Here is a 22,395-nt window from a genome sequence, read left to right on the forward strand (position 1 = left end):
AAACTGTCACGATCGTGGCCTCAGTTGCCGGGAAGTTTTGCAACCGATTGCAAGTTTCATGCAATGATGCATAGTATTTCCGCTATGAAACCGCATATCTGCCCTCCTTTAGATCTTTGGTGCCTGTCATGAGTGTCACTCTGAAAGACGTCGCCGCACTGGCTGGTGTGTCGCGTTCAGCGGTGTCGCGGACCTTTACCGAAGGCGCGTCGGTGTCTGCCAAAACCCGCAGCAAGGTCGAAAAGGCCGCGCAGACACTGGGGTACAGCCCCAATGCGTTGGCGTCTTCGCTGACGACTGGCCGAACCAAGCTGATCGGGTTGATCTCGAACAACTTTCACAACCCGATCTTCCTTGAAGTCTTTGACCAGTTCACCCGTGCCCTGCAGGAACGGGGATTGCGGCCGCTGATCGTCAATCTGACCGATGAGACCGAGCCTGCAAATTCAGTTCGGATGCTCAGGCAGTATTCCGTGGACGCGGTGATCGTGGCCTCTTCGACCTTGCCGCCCAGCTTTGCCAAGGCGTTCCACGATGCGGGCGTGCCTGTGGTCCATACGTTTGGACGCTCGGCCACCTCGCCTGAGGTGCATGTGGTCGGCATCGACAATGTGGAAAGCGGGCGAATGGCGGCGCGGGAATTGCTGGCGCGCGGGTACAAACGCATCGGGTATCTGGGCGGACCCAAAGACGCAACCTCGGCCCGGGACCGGTATCGTGGTTTTATGGAAGAGGTAGAAAAACACCCCAGTATCGCCGTGTCCTATTCCTTCGCGGACAATTATTCTTTCGAGGCCGGGCGCGCCGAAATGCTGCGCTTACTGCAGGGAACCCCTGCCGAAGGGTATTTCTGTGGCGATGACATCCTGTCCATTGGCGCCCTGTCCGCGCTATCTGATCATGGGCTGAAACCGGGTATAGATATCGGCATTATCGGCCTGAATGATATGGAAATGTCACGTTGGGAAAGCGTCGCACTGACAACCATTCATCAGCCGATCAAGCAGATCATTACCTCGTCTGTCGATCTGGTCGAAGAGATGCTGAAAGACCCCAAACGCTATCCCGAGGCCCGGATTTTTCCCTGCCGCGTGATTGAGCGGGGCACGTTGCGGCCCCGCCCCTGATCACCGGAACATCGGCGGACGTGCATCTGTCCACGCACCACCACTCTTTGACGACTCCACCGCCGCATGAACTGCGGCAATCGATCGAACCCCATCGGACGGGGTCGGCAGGCCGTCGCGGGTTTCACCCAGAATGGCATCGGCCAGATCGCAATAGATATTGGCAACGGCCAGCGGGAACCCTTCGGGATGCGCAATGGCCACGCGGGACAGGCGCTGCGCGTCATCGTGCAAACCGTCCTCGCCTTTTTCGATGATCTGCGTACGACCGCCGACGGGCGTATAGATCAGTTGGTTGGGCTGCTCAGATGCCCAGCGCAGACCACCGGTTTCGCCAAAGACCTGAATGTCGAACCCGTGCTGACGCCCAATTGCCACGGACGAGGTCCACAATCGCCCGACCGCGCCGCCTTCCATGCGGAAATTAACCATAGCATCATCTTCAAGCTCGCGGCTTGGGATGGTCGAGGCCATATCGGCCGACAGGGTTTTCACCTCATCATCGCTGATGAAACTGGCCATGTGCAGCGCGTGAATGCCGCAATCGGCGAACTGACCAGACACACCCGCCATCGTGGGATCATAGCGCCAGCGGACGCGTGGATTGTCAGCATCGGTGGCGTCACCATGGTGGCCGTGGCTGAAGTTGGTCACAACCAGCCGGACCTTGCCAATGTCACCGGTCCGCACCATCGCGCGCGCCTGTCGCACCATTGGATAGGCAGAATAACAATAGTTGACCGCGCAGATTTTCCCGGACGCTTCAGCCACGCGGACAATCTCTTGCCCCTCTTCCACGGTCATGGTCATCGGCTTTTCGCAGAGCACATTGAACCCCGCCTCAAGGAACGCCTTGGCGATTTCGAAGTGGGTAGAGTTCGGCGTGGCAATCGTAACCAGATCAATCCGGTCAGCGCAGTCTATTTCACCGGCCAGCATCTCTTGCCAGTCGCCATAGGCGCGGTCAGCGGCGACACCCAGGCTTTGGGCATAGGCGCGGCCCACATCCGGGCGGTGGTCCAGTGCTCCGGCGGTCAGCGCGAACATCCCGTCCGCAAGCGCACCCAAACGGTGCGCGGGCCCGATCTGGCTGCCTTCACCACCACCGATCATGCCCCATTTCAGCTTTGCCATGGTTCTTGTCTCTCTATCGTATCGTTGTGTGTGTTCAGAAATCGCGGATGTCTTGCCATTTCTGCTGGTCAGAGGAGGCCAACGCGGCAGCGACAATGCGATTCACCTCGTGCCCGTCGCGGAACGTGGGCCAGGTGGCTTTGCCCGTATGGATTGCCTGCAGGAAATCCTTAGCCTCGATAATGATCTGATCCTGATAGCCGGTGCCATGGCCCGGACCCTGGCAGAACGACTCGTAATCCGGGTGCGCCGGGCCGGTCAGGATCTTGGTAAAGCCACGCTGCGCTTCGGGGCCCTCGCGGCGATACAGCCACAGGGCATTCTGGTCTTCCTGATCAAATCGAAGCGCGCCCTTGGTTCCAGACACCTCGTAGGCATAGCCCATCTTGCGTCCGGTTGAGATGCGGCTGACATAGATATTGCCCATCGCGCCACTTTCAAATCGGCACATGATCTGAGCATGATCGTCGTTGTCCACGTCACCGCCGGGGCGGGTATGATGAACGGTTTCAACCTCGGCCATAACTTTGGCGATCGGCCCCATCAGAGCCAACGCACCGTTGACCATATGCGGGGCCAGATCGCCCATGGTGCCATTCGCCATTCCGGACGTGCGCCAGGTGGCCGGGGCCTCGGGGTCGGCATAGAAATCCTCGGTATGTTCGCCGCGAAACCAGGTAATGTCGCCCAGCTCTCCGGCTTCTATAAGCTGACGCGCATACTGTGTGGCGGGGGTTCGGGCATAGTTGAAGCCAACCATGTTGGTGACGCCTGCCGCCTCAGCCGCGGTCACCATAGCCTGGCCGTCCTGCAGCGAAGCGCCCAGTGGTTTTTCACACAACACGGGCTTGCCCAAGGCAAAAGCAGCTTCGGCGATCTGGCGGTGGGTTGTTTGCGGCGAGGCGATAACAACCGCCTGCACCGAAGGATCACTAACCAGTACCCGCCAGTCCTCGGTCGCGCGCTGGAAACCATAGGCCATCCGATACCGCTCTGCGCTGTCCGGGCTCGAGGCGCAGATCATCTCAAGCCGTGGTCGCAGCGCCGTGTTGAACACCGCACCCACCGCTGACATGGCAACGGAATGGGCCTTACCCATATAGCCGCCACCTACAATTCCAATTCCGATTTCAGGCATCTGCCGCGGCTCCGAACATACTATTTGCAACCGGTTGCAAAATCAGTATCGTGTGAATCGATTCAACGCAAGGTCCAAACTTTGCCAACCCCATTCTGCCGGAGGACATGATGTGAACGCCCTGATGGACGGTATCAAAGGAAACCGGTTCGCCGTGTTCGGTCGTGCAGGCATGGACATGTTTGCCGATCCGGTTGGGGTCAAAAGCGAGGATGCCGAAACGTTTCGTGCCGATCTTGGCGGGTCCTCTGCCAATATTTGCGCGGGTTTGGTCAAGCTGGGTAGTCAGGCCACGCTGATCACGTCGGTCTCGGACGATGCGGTGGGTCGGTTCTGCCTGAACCGGCTGCAGCATTATGGCGTGGACACACAGTACATCCGCGTTCTGGGCGGAGAATACCGCATGTCACTGGCGGTCTATGAAAGTCGGATTGAGAACTTCCAGAACGTCATTTATCGCAACGGCGCCGTTGATTTTCAGGTCACCGAAGAAGACATGGACAAGATTGACTATTCCGCCTTCACAGCTGCGATTTCGGCCGGAACTGTCTTTGCTGCAGAGCCATCGCGCAGCGCTACGTTCCGGGCGTTTGACAACGCCCGCGCAGCAGGATTGCCGGTGATTTTCGACATCGATTATCGCCCCTATAGCTGGCCCTCACCTGAAGTTGCAGCCGATGTTCTGTCACGCGCGGGCGAAGCAAGCGACCTGATTGTCGGCAATGACGAGGAATTCGGGTTCATGGCCGGCGGGATCGAAAAAGGCTTTGAAAAGGCCAAAGAACTGGCTAAGGCACCGGGCCGCATCGTCATTTACAAGATGGGCGAACAGGGTGCTGTGACCCTGATGGATGGTGAGGAAATTCGTACCGGCATCTACCCGGTCACCGCCGTCAAACCCAACGGTGCAGGCGACAGTTTCATGGCCGGTCTACTGGCCTCGATCGCGGCGGGTCATTCGCTGCGCGATGCGGTCATGCGCGGCTCAGCCTGTGCCTCAATCGTCGTCTCTCAACCCGGCTGCGCACCCGCCATGCCAACAACACCTGAACTGGATGCTTTTCTGGCGTCCCATCCCGGCCCGACGACATAGGAGAAACCCATGCATATCGCGCCCTATGACAATCAAAACAAACCCATCGTCGATGTCGAAGATTCGACGGTGCCGCTGAATTATTTTAACATCGTCAAGCTGAAGAGGGGCGAGGCGTTTGAATACCAGGTACCGGGGTATGAAACCTGCATCGTCCCCGCGACCGGTAGCATCGATGTCGATATCGAAGGGGTGCCGTTCCCCAAGCTCGGCAAGCGGGGCGAGGACGTGTGGGATGGCGACCCCGAAGGGGTCTATGTCCCTGTTGGCAGCAAGGCTCAATTGATCTGCGTCTCGGACGAGACCGAAGTGTTCATCGCCGGTGCGAGATATGACAAGGTGCTCGACCCGTTTGACGTGCGCCAACACGATCTGGTTCAATACGGCAGCGACGACACCAAAACCCATCGCAAAATCAAGCACATCCTAGGTCAAAAACAGCATGACAAGGTCGGTCGTCTGCTGGTCAGCGAGCTGTTCACGGTTGGGCAAGGCGGCTGGTCGGGCTTTCCCAGCCACAAGCACGACACCAATCGCCTGCCGGATGAGACCCGGCATGATGAGACCTATAATTTCCGGTTCAAACCCAACTGGGGCTCGGGCTTGCAGATGCTGCAGCGTGAGGACAACGAACCGGGTGACGCCTATCACATCGTCGATGGCTCAACGATCTGCATCGACACAGGCTATCACCCCTGCTGCGTATTGCCGGGATATGAGATGTATTATTTCACCATCCTCGGCGGTCTGAGCCAGCGCTCTCTGGTGCAGTATTTCCAGCCGACACATGCCTATCAGATCGAGACGATTCCGGGCATCAAAGACATGATCGCGAAATTCAAATGACCCTCGTTACACTTTCTGACGTCTTGAGGCCCGCTTATACGCAGGGTTACGCCGTGGGCGGGCTGGTCACACTGGGTTGGGAGGACATGCGCGCCTATGTGGCCGCCGCCGAGGCTGAAAACGCGCCGGTCATCCTGCAGGCGGGACCCAGCTGTCGCGAGCACACACCGCTGCCGGTTTTGGGCAATATGTTCCGGCATCTTGCCGAGAACGCATCGGTCCCGGTTGTTGCCCATCTGGACCACGGATATACGTTCGAGGACTGCAAGATCGCGCTGGACAGCGGGTTTACCTCGTTGATGTTCGACGGCTCGCGCAAGCCACTGCAGCAGAACATCGACGAAACCGCCGCGATTGCAGAGATGGCCCATGCGGCCAGGATTTCGTGCGAGGGCGAGATCGGATTTGTCGGCTATTCCGGGGGCGAAGGTTCCAATGGAACCGACCCGGAAGAGGCAGCTTTGTTTGCCCGCGACAGTGGAGTGGACGCGATGGCCATTTCGGTCGGCAATGTCCATCTGCAACAAAACAAAGAAGGGGGTCTGGACGAAGAGCGCATTCGCCGGATCGACGCGGTGACGGATGTGCCTTTGGTGATCCACGGCGGCTCGGGCGTTCCGGTCGAACAGCGAAAACGATTGGCGCGCCAGACGTCCATCTGCAAGTTCAATATCGGAACAGAACTGCGCATGGCATTCGGCAACGCCCTGCGCTCCGCGGTCAACAGCGACCCGGACCGGTTCGATCGCGTGACAATCCTGAAAGAGACGCACGACCCGGTCGAGGCTGCCGCACGCACTGTACTTCGCGCCTTTGGTGCGCCGCCGCAATCCCGCTGAACTCATGATCCCAGGGCGCAGCTTTATGCCTTAGTCGCTGTCGGACAGCCGCCAGACATCCTGTTCCCCGAACCCTCGGATAGCCCTTTGGCCGATATTCTGAAGATCAAACTGATCTTTCAGAACATGTGCGACATCGTCCTGAACGGTGATGTTCATCGGTTCAGAAAACTCCTGCAACCGAGACGCAAGGTTCACGGCTGGCCCGAAGATATCGTAGACATATTTCTGGATACCCACGACCGATCCCACGACGGAGCCCGTGGACAGACCGATCCGACACTGCCACTGATGCGGATGACTTAGGTTACGGCGTGCCAGATAACGCACAAACCGAATGGCGGTATTAGCAATCGCCTTGGCGTGATCCGGGGTCGGATCAGGCAGACCTGCTACGGTGATATAGGCATCACCTATGGTCTTGATACGCTCACATCCAAACTGCTCGCCGATCCGGTCAAACGCGCTGTAGATATCGTTCAGCTCGGTGACGGTCACGCTGGGATCCTGTGAGGCAACCATGTCGGTGAACCCGACAAAGTCGAGCATAAGAACGGACACGGGATCATAAAGCTGCGGCGTGACAACGCCGAAGGTCTTGTATTCCTCATAGACAGACCGGGGCATGATATTGAGCAAGAGCTTCTCTACCTGCTCTTTCTCGCGCTTAATCTCACGCGTGTTCCTTTCAACCATCATCGAGTAGGAATCGATCATGGATTCCAGTTCTTTGATACGGGTGATATTCTGGCAAACAAGCACAAGAACCCCGTCATTTGTCGCGGTGAAATCCATCGCGATCACCAGCGTTCTGCGTTTCTTCTTGAACCTGATTTCCGAGGTATATCGCCCGCTTTCAGCCAGACCGGTCTGCATTGCGGTGACATCCAGATCAGGAAACAGCTGCTGCAATTGCCCGGGTTGATCTTCGTTACTGAACCACTCGTCGAAGGTGTCATTGCGGAACCCGAACCGGAACGTTTTCCGGTCCAGCAGAGCAACCCCGACCCCAATTGCGCGCAGTAGCTGTTCATTGATGGCTTCTATGGTCATGGATCACCTGACAATCAAAGGGCGGCGTTTACCGAATTCCGCAACAACCGCCTCAACGTCGTCGGCGGCAATACCGTGGTCCAGCAATGCGCCGCGCAGGACGGTTTCAAGTTCGTCGAAATGGGCGTCGGTTATTTCGAGATGCGAATGCAACTGGCGCAATTGTTTGTCCGTATAAGACGCCGGACCACCCAGCAAAGAGGCGATGAATTTTGTCTGGTGATCGACGATCCGCGACATGTCGACTTCGTCAAAGAACGGACCGATCTCATCATTGTCCAGCAGGGTGTCGTAAAACGACAGCACGATCTTACTGACTTGGGAAAAGCCTCCGTACTTCTCATACAGCGTACGTTCAGTCATCAATAAACCCTCTCAAACTAAGCAAGATCACAAAGGCGTCCCGTCAGTCGCAGACTACAAACTCTGGTTAGTTCAGTTCAAGCCCATCTGCTGTCGGTGAAATTGTGCGACGCACTTCGAACCCAGTGGCGAAAGGCGTCGCGGCCATATCACACGCGGTTATCGACGTGCGACAATGATCTCAGCATATTCGGAAGAAATACACAGAGAGTCGTTAGTCGAGACATCGAACTTCTCGATCAGCGCCAGAATATCGCCCCGCAACGCGGCCTGCCCGTCCGCGTCAAGCGCCTCAAATGCTTTTTGCATCGGCCCATAGAAGGTCCGGAAGTACTCCAGAAAATGTTCCGCAGACCGGTAGCGAAACATGAAGTTCTTGCGTCGGAAGGATGAGACGTCGCAGTTGGTACCGAAGGTTTCATCGACCCACGCCCGGCTTCCCCACAACGCCGGAGAATTGACGCCGGCGGGTGGCGGGACATGCTTGCCAATAGTTTTGAAAAGCTGACCGATAAAGCTTTCGGGTGTCCAGTTGGCCATGCCGATCTTGCCGCCAGGTTTCACAACGCGTTGAAGTTCTGCGGCGGATTGCTGTTGATTGGGCGTGAACATCACCCCAAAAGTGGACACGACCGCATCAAACATTTGATCCTCAAAAGGCAGGTCCTCGGCGTCGGCCACCTTGTAGGTCACGAACAGGCCTTCTGCCTGGGCACGTTGGCCGCTGGATTTCAGCAGAGCCTCGACATAGTCCGTCGAGGTGACGTCACAAAAGCGTCTGGCAAAGGCCAATGTTGCGTTGCCATTCCCGGCCGCCACGTCCAGAACCTTGGCGTCTGGTGTCATGTCCATTGCTTCGGCAAGCTCTTCACCGGTGATTTGCAGGGTTACGCCTACTTTGGCGTAGTCCCCTGCCCCCCAGGCGACATTTTGTTTCGCTTTGATCGCGGTAAAGTCGGCGGTTTGGTTGATAGATGATTGAATGCCCATGTTTCATATCCTTTGGGTGTTGCGCTGGAATGTTCCCAGCAGTTTCGAAAAAAGTCGCAGTCTTTGGATGCGTGCAGGTCAGGCCGCCTTGCGGGTGGGCCAGCTGCAGTTCACGATTGGCCGTTCAACACTGGCCACGTGTTCGAAGATCCGGGAATTGACCCACTCGGGTTGAATAACCGGTGCCATGTGGCCAAGTTCCGGCAGAAGCGCTATACGCGAATTCGGCAACGCCTTGGCAATGGCCACGGACACGTGCTGCGCAATCTCTGGAGAGTCCAGACCGGTCATAACCAGGGTTGGTATCTCAAGCGCGGACAGATCCTTTAAGTCCCAGGTTTCCGCGAACACGTTGGCGAAATCCGTCATGACCGAAGAGATCATGCCTGCAAACCGCTGTCGGGCTGCGGTGGGCAAGTTGTCCCAAAACCCCTCGCCGTTCCAGAAGTCCAGAAACCGCCCCATCCCAGCCGCTGCATCTCCTTCGGCAGCTGCACTGGTTACCATACCCGAGAGGAATTGGATCTGCTGGAACAGGCGCCGACCGGTGTGATCGGCGTGTTTGAGAAAGTGAAAGGCCGCCGGTTCATAAACTGTCAGACTTTTGACCAGATCGGGCCGCATCAGGGCGATTTTGATCGCAACGCCGCCTCCGTTCGAGTGGCCGACCAGGTGAACCGCGCGACCGAAGTCTTCGATCTCCCGGATGACGGCAGCCGCCGAGACCGCCGCCCCCTGCTGAGACGGGTCACCGGTCAAAGGCGTGCGACCATAGCCCGGAAGATCGAACGCAAATACAGAAAACCTGCCGTCGAGATCGGCTGCCAGTTGGGTCCATTGACCGCTGTTTGATGCAGAAGAATGCAATGCAACAACTGGCGCATTGGTATGTTCTTTTGGTTGAAATGAAATAGTCATTACTCTTAACCCACTTGCGTTTGTGATGAGCAATAACTGTAGCCCCAATGTTTCAGTGTAATTGCTGAAAGGCGGGCAAAGTGTTTCAGTTGTAGCTATGTGAAGTGCTTCACACAGCCTGCTATCTGCTTTCAAAACATGGGAATTTACCGCGGGGCCTAGTGCGAGATCGATCCTTATGAAACAATTGAAACACACGAGGCCGGTTTTGAAATGGCACTGAAACAATGATGCCCTAGAAAATCAGGATGACGATGGGAATGGCAAACGATTTAAAAGAAATCGAAAGGGCGCGGGATCTTCTGCGCGACGCCATCGAGTCTCTTAAAGAAGGCTTTGCCCTTTATGATGATGACCGTCGCCTGGTGATGTTCAACCCGCGCTATGCCGAGATGAACAAGGGCGTTGCCGATCTGCTGAAACCCGGTCTGGATTGGGAAATCCTGATGCGCGAGACCGCGCGCAGGGGTATCTATGCCGATGCTATCGGCAATGAGGAACAATGGGTTTCCGACAGGCTGGCCAGCGGCATCGAGTTTATTCAGGATTATGAGCTGACCGAAACAGACGGGCGTACCTACCTGGTGTCTGTCCACCCCACCCAACTGGGTGGCTTTGTCGTCACGCGTGAGGATATCACCGACAGAAAACAGGCCGAAATCGAAGAGCGCGACGGCGATCTTTTGATCCGTAAGGTGCTGGATGCCAGCTCGGCCGTAGTGACTATGGCGCGGATTGGGGATGGTCAGATTCTGTACCGTACACCCGCCGCCCTACAGTTGTTCGGACCCTCTAAGTCGGCGCGGGAGCATTATGTCAATCCGGAAGAGCGCGCCGATTTTGTAACCGATCTTTTGGCCGACGGACGGGTTGATGATTACAAGCTTGATCTGCGCAATGCCCAAGGCAAAACCTTTCCTGCAACGATATCTTCGCAGCTGATCGACTACAAAGGCGAAGAGGTCATTGTAACCAGTATTATCGACCTCACCGCCCAGAAAGAAGCGGATGCTCTGATCCGCCATGTGATGGAGGCCTATCCTGTCGCTATTAACATGACGCATGCCGAAACAGGAGAAGTCCTGTTCGCAACACCTGAAATTAACGCGCTGTTTGGCCCGTCCCCAAGTTCAAAGTCCTATTACGCCGATCCTGCAGAGCGCGCGCGTTACTTAAAGGACCTGCGCCAGGCGGGTTCGCTCAAGGATCGGCGGATTGAATTCATCGGCGCAAATGGGCGGAAATTCTGGGGCGCGGATTCTTCGCGCCTCATCGAGTTCAATGGCGAAGAAGTCATCGTTTCCAATACCCGCGATCTGACGGATGAACTGGCGCTGGAAGACGAACTTTCAAAACAACGGGACATGCTGTTCCAGAATGAAAAGATGTCTGCGCTAGGCGAGCTGCTTGCCGGTGTGGCCCATGAGTTGAACAACCCCCTTTCGGTGGTCGTGGGCCATTCGCTTATGTTGAAAGAGGAAATCACCGATCCAGACCTGACCGTGAGGATTGAGAAGATCAGCAATGCGGCTGAACGCTGCGCCAAGATCGTCAAGACATTCCTTGCGATGGCCCGCCAGCAACCCAGCAGGATTGAACAGGTCGATGTGTCCGGTGTCATTGAAACGGCCGCTGATGTCGTGGGGTATGGCAGCACGTCGGGGGATATCAGCATCAGACAGGTGCTTCCGGCTGATTTGCCGCAAATTGCTGCCGATGCGGATCAGATCACGCAAGTCATCATCAACCTTATCATAAACGCCGAACAGGCCATGACTGCGTCCGGGCAGGGTGACTTTATTGAGCTGTCCGCCGAAGCAAAGCTGGACAATAGCATGGTCCAGGTAACGATCCGAGACAACGGACCCGGAATACCCAAGGCCATTCGCGATCGGATTTTTGAGCCGTTTTTTACAACCAAAGAGGTTGGCGAGGGAACCGGTATAGGACTGGCTTTCTGTCACAGGATCATTCTCTCTCATGGCGGGCAGATACGGCTGGATCAGACCGACAATTCCGGCACGTGCTTTCGCATTACGTTGCCAGCCGCCGACACGCAGCAACCCGAAGCACACGATCCGGTTGAGCCGATCTCGACCTCGGCAAACCTGAAAGCGCTGGTCGTGGATGACGAGGTCGAAGTCGGCGAGTTGAACGCCGAAATACTCCGAAAAGAAGGGTTCGAAGTTGATTTCGTCTCCTCAGGTGAAGAGGCGGTGAACCGTCTTCATGCAGGGAAATACGACATATTCCTGAGCGATTTGAACATGCCAGGTGTCGATGGGCGCAAGATTTACGACGCTTTGGTGGCCCATTTCCCGGACATGTTGGCACGGACGGCCTATATCACAGGCGACACGATGGGGCTGAAATCTCTGGGATTGTTAGAGGAATCCGGCCTGCCCTATCTGGAAAAACCTGTTTCGCCTTTGGAACTCAGAACCCTTGTCCAAGAGTTGCTTGCCCGCCAGAAGGACCCAAAAGATGGATAATCAGAAAACCCACATTCTGGTGTGTGATGATGAGGTGGACGTGCGCGAAATGCTGCAGGAATACCTGGGCAAACGCGGGTTCAAGGTGTCGGCGGCCTCTGGCGGAGAACAGCTGCGGGACATCCTCTCTGTCAGCGCAGTGGATGTCATGATCATGGACATCAACATGCCCAAGGAAGATGGCCTTTCCATTCTACGGTCTCTGCGTCCTGAAAACACAACTCCGATCATCATGCTGACCGCTGCCGGTGACGTGATTGATCGTGTGATTGGGCTTGAAATGGGCGCGGATGATTATCTTGGCAAACCCGTAGACCTGCGCGAGCTCGAAGCCCGGATAAAGGCCATTCTGCGCCGTGAAGCGATCAAAGGGACAACGGCCACCGACAACGCCGGTGAGTCCCGCACAGCCTTTGGCAGCTTCACCCTGGACAAAGACGCAGCCAAACTGCTTGCCGCTGACGGCTCCGAAGTCCCGTTAACCGCAATGGAATACAGCTTGCTCAAGGTTTTTTCGGAAAACAAAGGGCGGGTTTTGAACAGGGACCAACTGTTGGAGCAAGCACATGACCGGTCGTGGGACCCTTTCGACCGCAGCATCGACATCCGGATATCCCGATTGCGCCGAAAGCTGGAAAGCAACCCGGAAAAGCCCGAGATCATCAGAACCGTGCGGGGCATCGGGTATGTTTATGATCCAAAGTAAGGTCAGAAACCGTGCTGCGTTTCAGTCGAACACAGCGCGTGATTGGGGTGCGAGATGCCAATCTGCAAATTCAACATCGACACTGTACTGCGCATGGCCTTAGGCGACGCAATGCGTGAAACCGTCAATCGCGATCCCGAACGGTTTGACCGCGGCACTCTCCTGTGGGACGCACGGCTCGATTAAGGCCGCTACTCACACCGTGATCCATCTACTTGGCGCCCCACTGCAACGGCAGGGCACCGATACACCCTTAGATCGCAAAGGCAGTCCGGAAGGCCTCGAGCGCCGTTTCCGAGTCGCTCACCGCAAACGCTTCCATACCGACAGGTCCACGGTATCCCATTTCATTTAGTGCCCGTGCAATGGCAGCAAAGTTTATCTCTCCGGTTCCCGGCTCACAACGGCCAGGATTGTCGGCCAACTGAACTTCTCCAATCCACGGCAGGCATTTCTCGCACCAGCGGATCAGGTCACCCTCTCCGATCTGCGTGTGATAAAGGTCCAGATTGATGCGCAGACGCGGGTGATTAACCGAGGAAACAAGTGCCAGAGCATCTTCGGTTGATCCAAAGGGGCAACCGGGATGATCCACCAGGTTCAAGTTTTCCAGCGTGAAGACGACTTTTTCTTCGTCAGCCAGTTCACAGATACGATGCAGCGTATCCCGTGCCTTCAACCACATGTTGCCGGTCACGACATCATGCTGCCAGATCGGAATTCCTCCATCGCCCAAACCGGTGCCGTGGAGGTTCAGACGATCTACTCCCAGACGCTTGCCGATCTGCGCTGTTTCACGCGCAGATTGCAGCAGCATGTCAGCCCCTTCATCATCCGCAAGACGGCCCTGAAGATAGCCATTCATGATCGTGTAGTTCGCGCCAACGCGCTCAAGCTTGACCAGATCCCAGGCTGGCCAGTTCCATAGGCCAACACCAAATCCCATTTCAGTCAGTCGCGCAGCGCGCCAGTCAATTGGTTTGTCGAGCCACAACATCTCGGCACATGCTGCAAGTTGGAAGGGTTGCGGCATTTCAGCCCTCGATTTGTTCAATTGGATCAGATCGACCCGCCTTCGACCATGAAGTTCCCTGCGCTGCACATCGCGGAATCGTCAGAGGCCAGAAACAGCACCATCCGTGCCACATAGACCGGGTCGATAGGATCGGGCAGACATTGCCGATCCACCTGTTTGGCCAGCGCATCAGGCGTCACCCACAGGTCTTTTTGGCGGTCTGTCATGATCCAGCCGGGGACAACCGTATTCACCCGGATGCGGTGGTCGCCCAATTCCCGCGCCATAGTTCGGGTCAGACCGTGAACCGCTGATTTGGCGGTGGCGTAGGCCGGAAAGCCAGCCCCGCATTCCCACCAGGAATTTGAGCCGAGGTTGACGATCGAGCCGCCGCCCCGCGCGATCATGCCCGGTGCGACATGCTGAATGGTAAAGAACATATGGCGGAGATTGGTGGCCATACGCTCATCCCAGTATTCCGGCGTGACCTCGCGCCAGTCATGGCGGTCGTCATGGGCTGCGTTGTTGACCAGAACATGGGCCGGGCCCAGCTCTTCGGTCATTTGGTCCAGCGCGTCCCGCACGGCATCGATGTCGCGCAGGTCGCAGGGCGCAAAGACGTGCTCTCCTTCCAAATCGGTCAACAGCGCTGTGCCCGCATCGGCGTTGAGGTCCAGGAACCCGACTTTTGCACCCTGCGCAGCAAACGCGCGCACCGTCAGGGCACCAATGCCACCGGCCCCACCGGTTACGAAAACGGTTTTACCCGCCAGGCTTGGGTAGTTGGCGAAATCCTGGGTCAATTGTCACGCTCCATGATCCATTCGACCTCGGGGGCCGGGACAAAACGCCATTTCCGCAAGGGGCCTGCCATGACATTCAGGTAGTACATCTCAAACCCGTAAGGAGCTCCGCAAGGGTGATGGCCGCGCGGGACGGTCACAACATCGCCATCTGACACCGCCATGGTCTCATCCAGCTGCCCGTCATCGGTATAGACTCGCTGAATGCCAAACCCGCTGGCCGGGTTCAGACGGTGGTAATAGGTCTCTTCCAGATAGGTGATACGCGGGTAGTCATCCTCGTCATGGCGATGGCTGGGGTAAGACGACCAATGACCGTTTGGCGTAAACACCTCGGTCACCAGCAGGCTGTCGGCGTAGTCTTCATTCTCCATCGCAATGTTGTTGATATGACGCGTGTTGGTGCCCTTGCCGCGTTCGGTCAGGGTGATGCCGTCCGGGCCGATTTTGCGAGCGGTATGCCCACCCTGGCCGGGGGCGGAACATACGGCGACGACGCAATCTGTTTCGGCCACCGCCTCCCAATTGGTGCCGTTGGGCAGGTAAAGGCAATGGGGTGGCGTCTTTTCAAACACGTTCATCCGGTCGCCCAGCACGCCCCAATCCTGACCCGCACCCGAGATACGCGCTTTGCCTTCGACCATGACCAGAATGACCTCTCGGTCGCCTGTGGCCTCGGCGGCCGTGTCACCGGCGCGCAGGTGGTACAGGCCGAACCCTACATACCGCCAACCGGCACTTGTTGGCGTTATGTCGTGCACTTTGCCGCGCGCGCCGAATGGTTTCTTGAGCAGATCTGCCATGGGGTGTCCTCCTTCACGGGCAGAACTGCCCAAGATATAGCATCAAGCCAGTTGTTTGGTTTTCAGCGCTGACAGAGCCTGTCTCAGCTGCGCCTCGGACCATCCCTCACCGACCGCCCGGTGCAGGATATCGGCCTGGCTTTCCGGTGCGTTGCCACCACTTGGCGGGTCAGTGTCCAGGTTGGTCGGGAACGGATAGCCCTCGGCTGTTGCGGCAATTGCTGCATCCAGCTCGGCTACGCTTAGCCCGCCACCCTGTTTCAAAGACGCCAACGCGGGCAAAACCGTCTGCGACATAGTCTGCCGGTCAATCGCCTCCATCGCACGCCCAAAGGCCGAGGATATCTGCAACAGATTTGCCATCCGGTGGATATCCGCACTGCTGTTCTCACCAGCGGCATGAAACAGCGCCGGGTTGAAGAACACCGCGTCCCCTTTTGAAAGAGGCAGCTGGATATAGGCCTGCTCAAAATACGCCCGATGCGCCGGATCATGGAACGCCACATATCCCGGCCCGTAGAGCTGGGAAAACGGCAACAGCTTGGTTGGCCCGCTTTCCACCGGCATATCGCAATGGGCGACCGCCCCCTGCAAGGTCAGCGTTTCCGTGACCATATGCGCGTGGATGGGATAACGGGCGGCGTTTTCTGCGCTTTGGAACCCCAGATGGTAATCCCGATGTGCTTGTTGCGCCTGACCGCCGGGACGCACCTGATTGACCTGAGCGGTCATCTGATAGTTGGGGCCCAGCCACGCCTCACAGGCGGCGGCAATTGCGATGTTTCCGTAGTAAAGCGCAAAACCTTCGGGATCGCGCAGACAGTGTTTCTGCAGTGCGTTCCAGATGCGGTCATTGGCGCCCGAAGCCGCAAAATGATCGCCTTCGCCGGACACGCTTTGACGTTCATCGTCAATGATCTGACGAAAGACATCGGTGGCCCGGTCAATCACCGATGTATCGGCATATGCCCCTTTGAGGGCAATCACACCCGCTGAGGCGTTCATCACATGAGCCCATTCCGCCATCAATGCCCGCCGCTGGTCCGGGTCGTCCAGAACCGGCCGCAGCGCTTGCATGTCGTACACGGGAACGTTGTTTTCAATCGCCGCGGCATGGGGGACAACCACGGCAGTCAAGCTCTGCGAGGTCAACACCTTAAACTCATCCAGATCACAGGATTCTCGGTCAAAATATCCGACATATCCAAGCTGTTGATGTACCATGATATTCTCCTTTTTCATGGCTTCGGTGCTGCCCCGTGGGGCGGTTCTTTAACTGATGATCTCCAATCCCGCCTGCTCGCAGATATCGACGATATGTTCATAGCCCATATTTGAATACTCATAGGGCGGTGCCTTGGCCGGGTCTTGCTCGGCCTCGACCACGATCCAGCCGTCATATTCCATCGCCTTAAGTGCATTCGCCACGGCCTGGAAATCGATACACCCATCGCTGGGGACCGTGAACGCCCCCGCAATCACCGCATCCAGAAAGCTGAGATTGTTTTCACGCGTGTTCTGTACCACCGCAGGGCGGATATCCTTGAAGTGCACGTGATGCACCCGGTCGCCCCAGCGGTTCAGGGTTGCCATCACATCGCCGCCACCAAACAGCAGGTGGCCGGTGTCAAAGCACAGTTTGACCTCGGGGGTCGAGCCCTCCATCAGCCAATTCACGTCATCTTCGCTTTCGATGATCGTGCCCATGTGATGGTGATAGGCCATCGGCATGCCCTGATCCGCCATCCATTTGGCCAATTCGCTGATCTTGGCCGCATAGGCCAGAACCTCATCTTTCGACAATTTGGGGCGGTCGTTCACAGGCGTTCCTGCCTGTGTTTGAATGGTGTTTGAGCATTCGGCATAAACGATACAAGGGCTGTTCAGGGCCACGAACTGCTCAACCTGTTCTCGCACTGCGTCGCGCTCGGTCGCAAAGTCGTTGACCAGCGACGCACCGGAACACCAGCCACCGCACAGCGCAATGTCGTTGCCGTCGAGATAAGCCCGCAGACCTTCGGTATCGCCAGGCATCCGCTGCCCACGCTCAACGCCGGTATAGCCAATTTCGCGCGCCTCTTTCAGCGCTTGCTCCATGGTGTACGCCGCCGTCAGGTCCGGCAGATCATCATTCTGCCAGGCGATCGGAGAGATCCCGATTTTCACGCTCATTTCGTGTTTCTTTCCTTGATGGCGACTTCATAGGCCGCGCGCTTTTCATTCACTGCGGGGCGAGTGCTGACTTCGGGGACGGCCACTTCCCACCATGTGCCGCCATATTCTGTTGACGGGTAGGGATCGGTGTCGATGACCACCACGTAAGGCCCTTTGATATCGTTGCGTTTGGCCAGCGCGCCCTCAAGCTCGGCAATTGAGGCTACCTTGACCGAAGTCGCCCCCATCGCAGCCGCATGGGCGGCAAAATCTATGGCCGAGGGCGTTTCATGCACCGCGTGGTCCAGCAGGTTGTTAAACTCGGCCCCACCGGTGCCCATCTGCAGTCGGTTGATGCAGCCAAAGCCTCGGTTGTCGGTAATCACAACGGTGAAGGAAATACCCATCATCGCGGCTGACGCCATTTCCGAGTTCGCCATCATGTAGGTGCCGTCACCGGTAAAGCAGATCACATCGCGATCAGGCTGGGCCATCTTGATGCCCATAGCGCCTGCGATCTCATACCCCATACAGCTGAACCCGTATTCCATGTGATAGGCACCCGGACGCGGCGCCTTCCACAGTTTGTGCAGTTCGCCGGGCATGGTGCCTGCTGCACACATCACGACCGTGTTGTCATTCGAGATCCGCTGAACCGCGCCCACCACCTGCATATCAGTAGGCAACGCATTGCCGTCACTGGGTGCATTGGTCAGCTTATCGACCTTGCCGTACCAGTCAGACTTGAGCGTGTCGGCCACAGCACCGGCGCGATATCCTGCCAAAGATGCGCCCAGTTCCTGCAAACCGACTTGCGCATCCGATTGCAACGGCATCGCGCCGTGTTTCTCGGTGTCATAGGCGGCGGTGTTCAGGCACACCATCTCGCGTTCGGGGTTGGAAAACAGGCCCCAGGACCCGGTGGTGAAGTCCTGCAGACGTGTACCAACCGCCAGCACCAGATCGGCCTCGGCGCAAATGGCGTTGGCTGGCTCGCCACCGGTCACCCCGACAGGACCAAGGTTCAGCGGGTGGTCCCAGGCCAAAGCCGATTTCCCGGCCTGCGTTTCAACAATCGGTATGTTATGCGTTTCAACAAAGCTCTGCAGCGCATCGGTTGCACCCGAGTAGTGGACCCCGCCGCCCGCCACGATAACAGGGCGCTTTGCAACCTTGATGGCCGCTACAGCACGGGCCAGCTCGCCCTCATCCGGACGAATGCGGCGCTGATACCAGACGCGCGGCTCAAAAAAGCTTTCGGGGTAATCATATGCCTCGGCCTGCACGTCCTGACAAAAGGCCAGAGTCGCCGGGCCGCAATCGGCCGGATCCGTCATGGTTCGAAACGCGCGCGGCAGCGCCGTCAACAGGTGTTCAGGCCGTGAGATACGGTCGAAATACCGACTGACAGGTTTGAAACAGTCATTGGCGCTGACGGTGCCGTCTCCAAAGCTCTCGATCTGCTGAAGCACCGGGTCCGGGCCGCGCGTGGCGAACACGTCTCCGGGAATGATTAGAACCGGCAGCCGGTTCACATGCGCAAGCGCAGCCGCCGTGACCATGTTGGTCGCGCCCGGCCCGATCGAGGACGTCACTGCCATCGCACGGGTGCGGCACATCTGTTTGGCATAGGCAATCGCACAATGCGCCATGGTCTGTTCGTTATGGCCGCGATAGGTTGGCAGGCTGTCTTTAACGCCGTGCAGCGCCTCGCCCAGACCAGCTACATTACCGTGGCCGAATATGGCCCAGACACCTGCGATAAAGGGCTCTCCGGCCTCATTCATCTGCGCGCCAAGATAGCGGACCAGAGCTTGCGCTGCGGTCAGTCGGATAGTCTTACCCATTGTGATCCCTTTCAACTCAAGGCCAGAACGGCCAGTACGTCGATTTTGAGTTTTTTAAGATTCAGGCCTGCCTGGTGGTCGTCACACAGGACAGAACGGTTTTAAACCGTTCCGCCCAGCGATCCTTCGAGCTGGGCCATTTCCTGCCCCCCGGCCATCAGGTCCTGCAGTTCTTCAGGTGTGATTTCACCACGTGTGGCCGTGCCCAAGGTCTTGCCCCGGTTCAGAACGGTAAAGCGGTCGCCCACAGCAAGTGCATGGCGCACGTTGTGGCTGATAAAAACCACGCCGATGCCCTGATTGCGCACACGGTCAATCGTGGCCAGAACGTTCGATGTCTGGCGTACACCCAGGGCCGAGGTCGGTTCGTCCAAGATCAGGATTTTCGCGCCGAAATAGACGGCCCGCGCGATGGCCACAGTCTGCCGTTCACCACCCGACAACGTTCCAACAGCCTGATCCGGGCCACGCAGGTTGATGCCCATCTTGCGCATCTCTTCCATGCAGACATCGTTGGCCTGTTCCACATCGAACCGTTTAAACAGGCTTTTCCCTTTGGTGGGTTCACGGCCCATGAAAAAGTTGCGCGTGACGCTCATCAGCGGGATCATCGCAAGGTCCTGAAACACGGTCGCAATGCCCGCCTCCATCGCATCCCGAGGGGTGTCGAAATGCAGCGGCTTCCCTTCGAAATAGATCTCACCCTTGGTAGGTTTATGCACACCGGACATGGTTTTGATGAAGGTCGATTTGCCAGCGCCGTTATCGCCCAGAAGGCAATGGCATTCACCCGGTTTCACGTCAAAGCTGACACCGGCCAAAGCGATGATGTTGCCAAAGTGTTTTTCGATATCCTTCATCTGAACGATTGGCGCCAGGTCATTGGCAGTGTCGCCATGATGGAATTTGGTGTCATCAGACATATCAGCGCTCCCCGGTTACGCGTTTGCGGATTGCGTTGTTGAACAAAACAGCGATCAGAAGCATGCCGCCCAGGAAGACCTGAAACCAATCCTGATCGAAGTCGGTGTAAGTCAGGCCGATCACCACCATTCCGAAGATGATCGAGCCGAAGAACGCACCGATGGCCGAGCCATATCCACCCGTCAGCAAACAGCCGCCGATCACAGCGGCGATGATTGCCTCAAACTCTTTCTGGAAGCCCCGGCGCGCGTCGGTTGAACCCGCATCCATCACCGTGATGATCGCCACCAGAGCGGCGCAGCAGGCCGTCAGCATGAACAGCGAGACCTTGACGCGGTTGACCGGCACACCCGAATTCGACGCTGCAGTCTTGTCACCGCCCGAGGCAAAAATCCAGTTCCCTGCCGGTGTCCGCAGCAACACATATGTCGCGGCCAGTGCCATGACGATGAACCACAGGATCTCAACCGGGATGCCCGGCACTTTGGGCGCACCGTTCTTGAATGTGTCGATGATACCGACCTCGGCCATCCACGCGAAGAGACCTCCGAACGCCTCGCCGGAAAAGAACGGGGCAAGCCAGTCATTTTCAACCACATCACGCACCCCGCGCAGTTGGGTCGAGCCCCCGGTCGCCATTTTTAAACCAACCAGCGACAGCCCGCGCAGAATAAACAGAAACGCCAGCGTCACGATGAAAGACGGCAGACCCGACCGGATCACGATATTGCCGTTTATCCCACCAACCATGGCCGCAAAAACAAATGTCATCGGGATCGCGACGATCAGCGGCAATTGCCACGTCACCACGCAGACGCCGAAGAACAGGCCGGAAAACGCCACCATCGAACCAATCGACAGATCAAACTCTCCGCCGATCATCAACAGCGCGGCCCCAATGGCCAGAATGCCCAGCTGTGCTGCAGGTGTCATAAAGTTCATGACCCCGGCAAGGGTGAACATTGAGCTGTCCGCAGTGATCGCAAAGAAAATGAAAACCAGAACGACACCGGCCATGGCACCAAGTTCGGGGCGTTTCATTAGTTTGGTCAGAAACGGTTCGCTCTTGACCCTTTCGTCCGCTGTAACGGGCGCTGACTCACTCATGTTTCCCTCCCTGTTCGGTAGAAACGGCGCAAGTCGCGCCGTTTCGTTTTTCTTTTGCCGTTAGATTAACGGATGCCCTGCGAGGACAGGTCGATCACCTGAGTGGCCTTGTCCTGGGTAACCAGGTTCGGGCCCGAAGGCACATCGCCGCCTGGCATCAGGCCGTATTTGGCGTGCAGGCCCATGAAGTTCACCGCCAGGTAACCCTGCAAGTACTGCTGTTGGTCGATGGCAAAGGCTGCATCGCCATCCGCGATCGACTGCAGGAAGTTGGCCGACAGGTCGAAGGACGCAACATTCACGTCGCGACCAGACGCCTTGGCGGCGGCAACAGTCGGCTCACCGGCCGAGCTGGCACCCAACGCCATCACCGTGTCCACGGACTCATCCGACGACAGCGCGGCTGAGACCTTGGATTCGATCTCGGTCGGGTCGTTCGACGTTGGCAAAACGGTCACTTTACCGCCAAAGCCTTCGGCAAACCCTTCGCAGCGCAGGTCAAGCGAGACGTTGCCCACTTCGTGGTTCACGCAGATCGCGTTGGTCCCGCCCATGGATGCCAGCCGCTCACCAGCAGCCTTGCCGGCATCGTATTCGTCCTGACCGACATGCAGCAGGGCACCCAGTTCTTTCGCGACCTCAGCACCCGAGTTGATCGAGATCACCGGGATACCGGCTGCGACAGCGCGTTCAATTGACGGGCCAAGCGCATCCGCATCGGGGATCGAAACGATCAGCCCGTCCGGTTCCTGGTTCACAGCGGCATCGATCAACTGAGACATGGCGACCATGTCAAAGGTCTCGGGTGCGCGATATTCCACGTTTACGCCGACATCCTTGCCCGCTTGCTCAACGCCGTTTTTGACCACGTTCCAGAACGCGTCATTGGCCTGACCATGCGACACGACCACAATTTCCTGAGCAAAAGCGGGCGTGGCCAGTGCCAGTGCGCCAGCCGCCAGTGCGCCTTTAACAAAGTTCTTCATTTGGTTTCCTCCCATTGGAATAGTTCGTCTTATTGTTGAGGGTTCACCCCCTGTATT

Annotated in this window: 22 protein-coding genes; 7 read left to right on the top strand and 15 right to left on the bottom strand. The window is 57.3% G+C overall.

Annotated features, from left to right (window positions below; all coding sequences use genetic code 11):
• Positions 1-128: 128 nt before the first annotated feature.
• Entirely contained in the window at positions 129-1,127 is a 999-nt protein-coding gene (locus tag RUM8411_RS11165; RefSeq protein ID WP_085823030.1) for a LacI family DNA-binding transcriptional regulator, read from the top strand.
• Here the strand turns inward: RUM8411_RS11165 and RUM8411_RS11170 are convergent, their stop codons facing one another.
• Positions 1,128-2,261 (bottom strand): Gfo/Idh/MocA family protein, encoded by a 1,134-nt coding sequence (locus RUM8411_RS11170; RefSeq protein WP_085822799.1) that lies wholly within the window; start codon positions 2,259-2,261, stop codon positions 1,128-1,130.
• Positions 2,262-2,295: 34 nt separating this feature from the next.
• Positions 2,296-3,399 carry a Gfo/Idh/MocA family protein gene (locus tag RUM8411_RS11175; RefSeq protein WP_085822800.1) on the bottom strand — a complete coding sequence of 368 codons (1,104 nt, stop codon included), beginning with the start codon at positions 3,397-3,399 and terminating at the stop codon, positions 2,296-2,298.
• Between the two features lie 124 nt (positions 3,400-3,523).
• On the opposite strand from RUM8411_RS11175, the gene RUM8411_RS11180 reads away from it, so the two are divergent.
• The 3 genes from RUM8411_RS11180 to RUM8411_RS11190 are packed head-to-tail and all read left to right on the top strand — an operon-like array spanning position 3,524 to position 6,177.
• On the top strand, positions 3,524-4,492 hold the full coding sequence (locus RUM8411_RS11180) for a PfkB family carbohydrate kinase (RefSeq protein ID WP_085823031.1): 969 nt from the start codon (positions 3,524-3,526) through the stop codon (positions 4,490-4,492).
• Positions 4,493-4,501: 9 nt separating this feature from the next.
• Positions 4,502-5,338 carry a 5-deoxy-glucuronate isomerase gene (locus RUM8411_RS11185; protein ID WP_085822801.1) on the top strand — a complete coding sequence of 279 codons (837 nt, stop codon included), beginning with the start codon at positions 4,502-4,504 and terminating at the stop codon, positions 5,336-5,338.
• Complete coding sequence (locus RUM8411_RS11190; RefSeq protein WP_085822802.1) at positions 5,335-6,177, top strand: class II fructose-bisphosphate aldolase; 843 nt, start codon at positions 5,335-5,337, stop codon at positions 6,175-6,177. The genes RUM8411_RS11185 and RUM8411_RS11190 overlap by 4 nt, the downstream gene beginning before the upstream one ends.
• Before the next feature lie 30 nt (positions 6,178-6,207).
• Here RUM8411_RS11190 and RUM8411_RS11195 read toward each other — a convergent pair whose 3' ends face one another.
• The 4 genes from RUM8411_RS11195 to RUM8411_RS11210 all read right to left on the bottom strand — a co-directional run bounded on the left by RUM8411_RS11195 (position 6,208) and on the right by RUM8411_RS11210 (position 9,501).
• Complete coding sequence (locus RUM8411_RS11195; protein WP_085822803.1) at positions 6,208-7,230, bottom strand: adenylate/guanylate cyclase domain-containing protein; 1,023 nt, start codon at positions 7,228-7,230, stop codon at positions 6,208-6,210.
• Positions 7,231-7,233: 3 nt separating this feature from the next.
• Positions 7,234-7,593, bottom strand: a complete 360-nt coding sequence (locus tag RUM8411_RS11200) for a group I truncated hemoglobin (RefSeq protein ID WP_085822804.1) — start codon at positions 7,591-7,593, stop codon at positions 7,234-7,236.
• Between the two features lie 159 nt (positions 7,594-7,752).
• On the bottom strand, positions 7,753-8,583 hold the full coding sequence (locus RUM8411_RS11205; RefSeq protein WP_085822805.1) for a class I SAM-dependent methyltransferase: 831 nt from the start codon (positions 8,581-8,583) through the stop codon (positions 7,753-7,755).
• A gap of 78 nt (positions 8,584-8,661) precedes the next feature.
• Positions 8,662-9,501 carry an alpha/beta fold hydrolase gene (locus RUM8411_RS11210; RefSeq protein WP_085822806.1) on the bottom strand — a complete coding sequence of 280 codons (840 nt, stop codon included), beginning with the start codon at positions 9,499-9,501 and terminating at the stop codon, positions 8,662-8,664.
• 260 nt (positions 9,502-9,761) lie between these two features.
• Here RUM8411_RS11210 and RUM8411_RS11215 point away from each other — a divergent pair, with 260 nt between their 5' ends.
• From RUM8411_RS11215 to RUM8411_RS23155, 3 genes are read left to right on the top strand one after another with little or no spacing between them, the layout of a single operon-like run.
• A complete protein-coding gene (locus RUM8411_RS11215; protein ID WP_234995197.1) occupies positions 9,762-11,993 on the top strand; it encodes a hybrid sensor histidine kinase/response regulator in 2,232 nt (743 codons plus the stop codon).
• A complete protein-coding gene (locus RUM8411_RS11220; RefSeq protein ID WP_085822808.1) occupies positions 11,986-12,699 on the top strand; it encodes a response regulator in 714 nt (237 codons plus the stop codon). Before RUM8411_RS11215 ends, RUM8411_RS11220 begins: the two co-directional genes overlap by 8 nt.
• A gap of 54 nt (positions 12,700-12,753) precedes the next feature.
• Positions 12,754-12,885 (top strand): hypothetical protein, encoded by a 132-nt coding sequence (locus RUM8411_RS23155; protein ID WP_268808354.1) that lies wholly within the window; start codon positions 12,754-12,756, stop codon positions 12,883-12,885.
• A gap of 67 nt (positions 12,886-12,952) precedes the next feature.
• Here RUM8411_RS23155 and RUM8411_RS11225 read toward each other — a convergent pair whose 3' ends face one another.
• The 9 genes from RUM8411_RS11225 to RUM8411_RS11265 form a co-directional block, all read right to left on the bottom strand.
• Positions 12,953-13,732 carry a TIM barrel protein gene (locus RUM8411_RS11225; RefSeq protein WP_085822809.1) on the bottom strand — a complete coding sequence of 260 codons (780 nt, stop codon included), beginning with the start codon at positions 13,730-13,732 and terminating at the stop codon, positions 12,953-12,955.
• Positions 13,733-13,758: 26 nt separating this feature from the next.
• Positions 13,759-14,517: an SDR family NAD(P)-dependent oxidoreductase gene (locus RUM8411_RS11230; protein ID WP_085822810.1), complete on the bottom strand. Its 759-nt coding sequence runs from the start codon at positions 14,515-14,517 to the stop codon at positions 13,759-13,761.
• A complete protein-coding gene (gene iolB, locus RUM8411_RS11235) occupies positions 14,514-15,320 on the bottom strand; it encodes a 5-deoxy-glucuronate isomerase (RefSeq protein ID WP_085822811.1) in 807 nt (268 codons plus the stop codon). Before iolB ends, RUM8411_RS11230 begins: the two co-directional genes overlap by 4 nt.
• 42 nt (positions 15,321-15,362) lie before the next feature.
• Complete coding sequence (locus tag RUM8411_RS11240) at positions 15,363-16,544, bottom strand: phytanoyl-CoA dioxygenase family protein (protein ID WP_085823032.1); 1,182 nt, start codon at positions 16,542-16,544, stop codon at positions 15,363-15,365.
• A gap of 48 nt (positions 16,545-16,592) precedes the next feature.
• Positions 16,593-17,492 (bottom strand): myo-inosose-2 dehydratase, encoded by a 900-nt coding sequence (iolE, locus tag RUM8411_RS11245; RefSeq protein WP_085822812.1) that lies wholly within the window; start codon positions 17,490-17,492, stop codon positions 16,593-16,595.
• On the bottom strand, positions 17,489-19,321 hold the full coding sequence (iolD, locus tag RUM8411_RS11250; RefSeq protein WP_085822813.1) for a 3D-(3,5/4)-trihydroxycyclohexane-1,2-dione acylhydrolase (decyclizing): 1,833 nt from the start codon (positions 19,319-19,321) through the stop codon (positions 17,489-17,491). Before iolD ends, iolE begins: the two co-directional genes overlap by 4 nt.
• 101 nt (positions 19,322-19,422) lie before the next feature.
• A complete protein-coding gene (locus tag RUM8411_RS11255; protein WP_085822814.1) occupies positions 19,423-20,244 on the bottom strand; it encodes an ATP-binding cassette domain-containing protein in 822 nt (273 codons plus the stop codon).
• A 1-nt stretch (position 20,245) separates the two neighbouring features.
• Positions 20,246-21,352 (bottom strand): ABC transporter permease, encoded by a 1,107-nt coding sequence (locus tag RUM8411_RS11260; protein ID WP_085822815.1) that lies wholly within the window; start codon positions 21,350-21,352, stop codon positions 20,246-20,248.
• 65 nt (positions 21,353-21,417) lie between these two features.
• Complete coding sequence (locus RUM8411_RS11265; RefSeq protein WP_085822816.1) at positions 21,418-22,338, bottom strand: sugar ABC transporter substrate-binding protein; 921 nt, start codon at positions 22,336-22,338, stop codon at positions 21,418-21,420.
• Positions 22,339-22,395 lie beyond the last annotated feature (57 nt).

Source organism: Ruegeria meonggei (assembly GCF_900172215.1).
GTDB lineage: Bacteria > Pseudomonadota > Alphaproteobacteria > Rhodobacterales > Rhodobacteraceae > Ruegeria > Ruegeria meonggei.

Bases quoted from the DNA above. Each gene is read 5' to 3' on its own strand.
- RUM8411_RS11165 (WP_085823030.1), top strand. From the start codon at position 129: ATGAGTGTCACTCTGAAAGACGTCGCCGCACTGGCTGGTGTGTCGCGT.
- RUM8411_RS11170 (WP_085822799.1), bottom strand. From the start codon at position 2,261: ATGGCAAAGCTGAAATGGGGCATGATCGGTGGTGGTGAAGGCAGCCAG.
- RUM8411_RS11175 (WP_085822800.1), bottom strand. From the start codon at position 3,399: ATGCCTGAAATCGGAATTGGAATTGTAGGTGGCGGCTATATGGGTAAG.
- RUM8411_RS11180 (WP_085823031.1), top strand. From the start codon at position 3,524: ATGGACGGTATCAAAGGAAACCGGTTCGCCGTGTTCGGTCGTGCAGGC.
- RUM8411_RS11185 (WP_085822801.1), top strand. From the start codon at position 4,502: ATGCATATCGCGCCCTATGACAATCAAAACAAACCCATCGTCGATGTC.
- RUM8411_RS11190 (WP_085822802.1), top strand. From the start codon at position 5,335: ATGACCCTCGTTACACTTTCTGACGTCTTGAGGCCCGCTTATACGCAG.
- RUM8411_RS11195 (WP_085822803.1), bottom strand. From the start codon at position 7,230: ATGACCATAGAAGCCATCAATGAACAGCTACTGCGCGCAATTGGGGTC.
- RUM8411_RS11200 (WP_085822804.1), bottom strand. From the start codon at position 7,593: ATGACTGAACGTACGCTGTATGAGAAGTACGGAGGCTTTTCCCAAGTC.
- RUM8411_RS11205 (WP_085822805.1), bottom strand. From the start codon at position 8,583: ATGGGCATTCAATCATCTATCAACCAAACCGCCGACTTTACCGCGATC.
- RUM8411_RS11210 (WP_085822806.1), bottom strand. From the start codon at position 9,501: ATGACTATTTCATTTCAACCAAAAGAACATACCAATGCGCCAGTTGTT.
- RUM8411_RS11215 (WP_234995197.1), top strand. From the start codon at position 9,762: ATGGCAAACGATTTAAAAGAAATCGAAAGGGCGCGGGATCTTCTGCGC.
- RUM8411_RS11220 (WP_085822808.1), top strand. From the start codon at position 11,986: ATGGATAATCAGAAAACCCACATTCTGGTGTGTGATGATGAGGTGGAC.
- RUM8411_RS23155 (WP_268808354.1), top strand. From the start codon at position 12,754: ATGCCAATCTGCAAATTCAACATCGACACTGTACTGCGCATGGCCTTA.
- RUM8411_RS11225 (WP_085822809.1), bottom strand. From the start codon at position 13,732: ATGCCGCAACCCTTCCAACTTGCAGCATGTGCCGAGATGTTGTGGCTC.
- iolB (WP_085822811.1), bottom strand. From the start codon at position 15,320: ATGGCAGATCTGCTCAAGAAACCATTCGGCGCGCGCGGCAAAGTGCAC.
- RUM8411_RS11240 (WP_085823032.1), bottom strand. From the start codon at position 16,544: ATGGTACATCAACAGCTTGGATATGTCGGATATTTTGACCGAGAATCC.
- iolE (WP_085822812.1), bottom strand. From the start codon at position 17,492: ATGAGCGTGAAAATCGGGATCTCTCCGATCGCCTGGCAGAATGATGAT.
- iolD (WP_085822813.1), bottom strand. From the start codon at position 19,321: ATGGGTAAGACTATCCGACTGACCGCAGCGCAAGCTCTGGTCCGCTAT.
- RUM8411_RS11255 (WP_085822814.1), bottom strand. From the start codon at position 20,244: ATGTCTGATGACACCAAATTCCATCATGGCGACACTGCCAATGACCTG.
- RUM8411_RS11260 (WP_085822815.1), bottom strand. From the start codon at position 21,352: ATGAGTGAGTCAGCGCCCGTTACAGCGGACGAAAGGGTCAAGAGCGAA.
- RUM8411_RS11265 (WP_085822816.1), bottom strand. From the start codon at position 22,338: ATGAAGAACTTTGTTAAAGGCGCACTGGCGGCTGGCGCACTGGCACTG.